The following is a 2,993-nucleotide window of genomic DNA, read 5'->3' as shown; positions in this document are numbered from 1 at the left end:
CCGGCACCCTGCTTGTCGTCTTCTTTACCGTCGGCAGCCTTAGCGTCCACGCCCTGGGCGATGTCCGGGGACTGCTTGTCCATGGCAACGAGCACGGAACAACCCTTGTAGTCGAAGGCGAGTTCCGGATTCACGTAGCCGATTCCCTTGATGGTCTTGCGGGCGATCTGCTGGTAGTCGATGACAGCCTTGGTGGTGATTTCGCCGGAAATGACGACGAGGCCCGTGTTCACGAGCGTTTCGCAAGCGACGCGGCTGTTCGGGTCTTGGGCGAGGCACGCGTCAAGGATCGCGTCCGAAATCTGGTCGCAGACTTTGTCCGGGTGACCCTTGGATACGGATTCAGAAGTAAAAAGATAATGTGCCATGTAGGCTCCTAAAATAAGGTTGAAACTTTATCTATGCATAAATTTAGAAAAACGCATAAAGCTGGACAACCCAAAAAGGCTGATAAGACGCTATAAATGCATCTTTTCGATTCTTTTTACTACCTTTATCATGGACTTATTTCATTGAAAACTCGCGGGCGACTTATGAAACTTTCCGATTTTTCCGACTGGCTCAATAATCTGCTTGAACCGCAGGCATTCAGGGACTACTGCGTCGATGGTCTCTGTGTCGAGGCGTCTGACAAGGTGACTCGCGTTGTGACAGGAGTTTCCTTTCGCGATAGACTCATTGATGCGGCCATAGAAGAAGGGGCGGACTGTATCGTGGTCCATCATCCGAACGGCTTTTGGAATGGCGAAAACCGCATCCTTGTGGGTAAGTTCGGACAGCGCATGCGTCGCCTGATGCAGAATGGTATTTCGCTTTACGGCTTTCACCTTCCGCTCGACGGACATGTGGAGATCGGCAATAACGCCTTGATTGCCCGCGCTCTTGGACTTTCGGATGTCCAGGGGTTCCTACAGGAAGGAGAGAGGACCATCGGTGTCGTGGGTGAGTTTGCGCCCCCCCTTTCTCGCGAAGCGTTCGTGGAGCGTCTCAATGCGGCCTTCGAGCATGGGGTTCAGCATGAGCTCTTTTACGGTAGCAAAACTATCCGCAAGGTCGGCATCTGTAGCGGTTCAGGCGCAAGCGGTGTCGAGGAGGCGGTCTCGCTTGGTTGCGATGCTTTCGTGACGGGTGAAATCAAGGAAGCCGTCCCCATCACGGTGGAGGAACTCGGGTTCAATCTGGTGTCGGCTGGGCACCATCGCACCGAAATCTTCGGCGTTCGCGCCCTGGCGGAAAAGATTCGGAATGAACTCGGAATACCGGCCAGGTTTGTCGACATAGACAATCCTGTCTAGAAAGAGCCTTGCCGTGTACCTGTGTTGAAACTTACTTTTTTCTTGCATTAAAGGGCTGAAGTGCCCTTTTTTTGTTGGATTGGCCCATTTGCGGGTCTTTGGCATGTTGTTTGGCCTGTGTCACCTTTTTTTTAAGGGCTTTTTGGTGTTCTTTTGCTATCTTTTCGCCCGTGAATTTTTACAAGACCACCATTCACTTCCAGAACTCCTCGAAGTCCGTGACGCTGCACATGCCGGCGTTCCTCTTCAAGGCCTGGCCGGTACTTCGCTTCTTTGTGGCGATAGGGGTCTTGCTGTTCGTTGTCCAGCTTGCTTCGACGACGATTTACGACGGCATCCTGAACCACCAGTTGAAGGAACGTGCCAAGCTGGATCGTGAAATGACCCAGATTCAGGGTACCCTGGATTACTTGTCCAATACGACGAATTCTTTCTTGAACGACGAAAATCGCCTCTATGCCCGTTTCAGTCTACCGACGCAGGACGAATCTTCTAGGGAACTGGGTACAGGAGGCTCTATTCGCGCCGACTCGCTCCTGCTTCGCAAGACATCTCCTGTCTTTGAACGTATGTCGATTCTCGGCGAGACCGCTCAGCGTATTCAGGGAAAGCTTGCGAACAATGACGCCTCTTTCCGCAACTTGAACAAGTTCATGGATCAGAAAATGTCCGCATGGCGATTTGTGCCGTCCATTGCTCCGACTCAGGGACGTTACGCTTCGGCGTTCGGTCCCCGTATCCACCCGGTTACGGGTGAAATTGGCAAGATGCATCAGGGGGTGGATATTGCGAATGAACGCTGGACCCCGATTTATGCCGCAGCCGATGGCGTGGTGGAAGTCGCCCAGATGAGTTCGACCTTCGGTAACTTCGTGACGATTGACCACGGGAACACGATCAAGACTCGCTATGGTCACATGCAACTGTCGATTGTGCATCAGGGACAGTTCGTCCATCGTTATCAGGTGATTGGTTATATGGGTAATACCGGCCGTTCCGTGGGCCCCCACCTCCATTACGAGGTCTGGGTCGGGAATTCTCCGGTGAATCCGCTTGCCTATATGTTGCCCAACGACTATACCGTCGACTGACGGTTCTTGGGTGACGCCGCTGTCCGAGAAAATGGCGCTGGCTTGACTGGCTAAGGATAGCTCTACCCCTCGGGGGTGAACTTGCTTAAATATTTATGGTCGCATTGCAGCGCATTTTTTGTGCTGGGATGCTTTGTTGGTCATGTGTCCGCATGTCCTCGTTTTGCGGAGTTCTTTCCGGATCCGGTTGATGTTTCGGACCAGGAAGGCGAGTTTGTCGAAATCAGGCTGGAGCATGGTGGAGAAAATACAATGGGGACGATGCCCGCAGAAAGTCTCTGGGTACATTTCGAGGAAAAGTCCCCGCTCCGGTTTTCCTATCTGCGGCTGAGGGGAATGAACCGGCTCTTGCTTGTCCATGACAATGCGGGGTGTGCCAAGTCCGCTCCAGGAGAAACTTTGGAAGGAGTGGCTTGCGAAAGCCTCGGTTCACTTTCGCTACCGAATGCGCGCGAGTCGGTTTGGCGCCTTTCGGCGGGAAACTGCCTGGATTCGGTGGTTCTGCCTGCACCGAAGGCGGGCAAGTCGCTGCAACGAGTCAAGGATACGGACCGATGGTCGGTTGCAGATCCTACGCCAGGTCTCGCAAATCCTTATTATGAACTAG

General features: G+C 53.1%; 3 protein-coding genes and 1 pseudogene. 3 read left to right on the top strand and 1 reads right to left on the bottom strand.

Going from position 1 to position 2,993, the window contains the following annotated elements:
• The coding region (locus Q0628_RS07065) for an S-adenosylmethionine synthetase N-terminal domain-containing protein (RefSeq protein WP_298769518.1) at positions 1-368 on the bottom strand (368 nt) is incomplete at its 3' end.
• Between the two features lie 165 nt (positions 369-533).
• Between Q0628_RS07065 and Q0628_RS07060 the strand changes: the two genes are divergently transcribed.
• The 3 genes and pseudogenes from Q0628_RS07060 to Q0628_RS07050 all read left to right on the top strand — a co-directional run.
• Positions 534-1,295 (top strand): Nif3-like dinuclear metal center hexameric protein, encoded by a 762-nt coding sequence (locus Q0628_RS07060; protein ID WP_298769516.1) that lies wholly within the window; start codon positions 534-536, stop codon positions 1,293-1,295.
• A 170-nt stretch (positions 1,296-1,465) separates the two neighbouring features.
• Positions 1,466-2,386, top strand: a complete 921-nt coding sequence (locus tag Q0628_RS07055; protein WP_298769514.1) for a M23 family metallopeptidase — start codon at positions 1,466-1,468, stop codon at positions 2,384-2,386.
• Between the two features lie 81 nt (positions 2,387-2,467).
• Positions 2,468-2,993: pseudogene (locus tag Q0628_RS07050) on the top strand (hypothetical protein); the annotation flags it as partial.

It is taken from the genome of uncultured Fibrobacter sp. (assembly GCF_937877005.1).
In the GTDB taxonomy this organism is placed as follows: domain Bacteria; phylum Fibrobacterota; class Fibrobacteria; order Fibrobacterales; family Fibrobacteraceae; genus Fibrobacter.
The sequence above is the reverse complement of the archived record's forward strand: the minus strand, read 5'-3'. Positions and strand labels throughout refer to the sequence as shown.

Coding starts and splice junctions, on each gene's coding strand:
- Q0628_RS07060 (WP_298769516.1), top strand. CDS start 534: ATGAAACTTTCCGATTTTTCCGACTGGCTCAATAATCTGCTTGAACCG.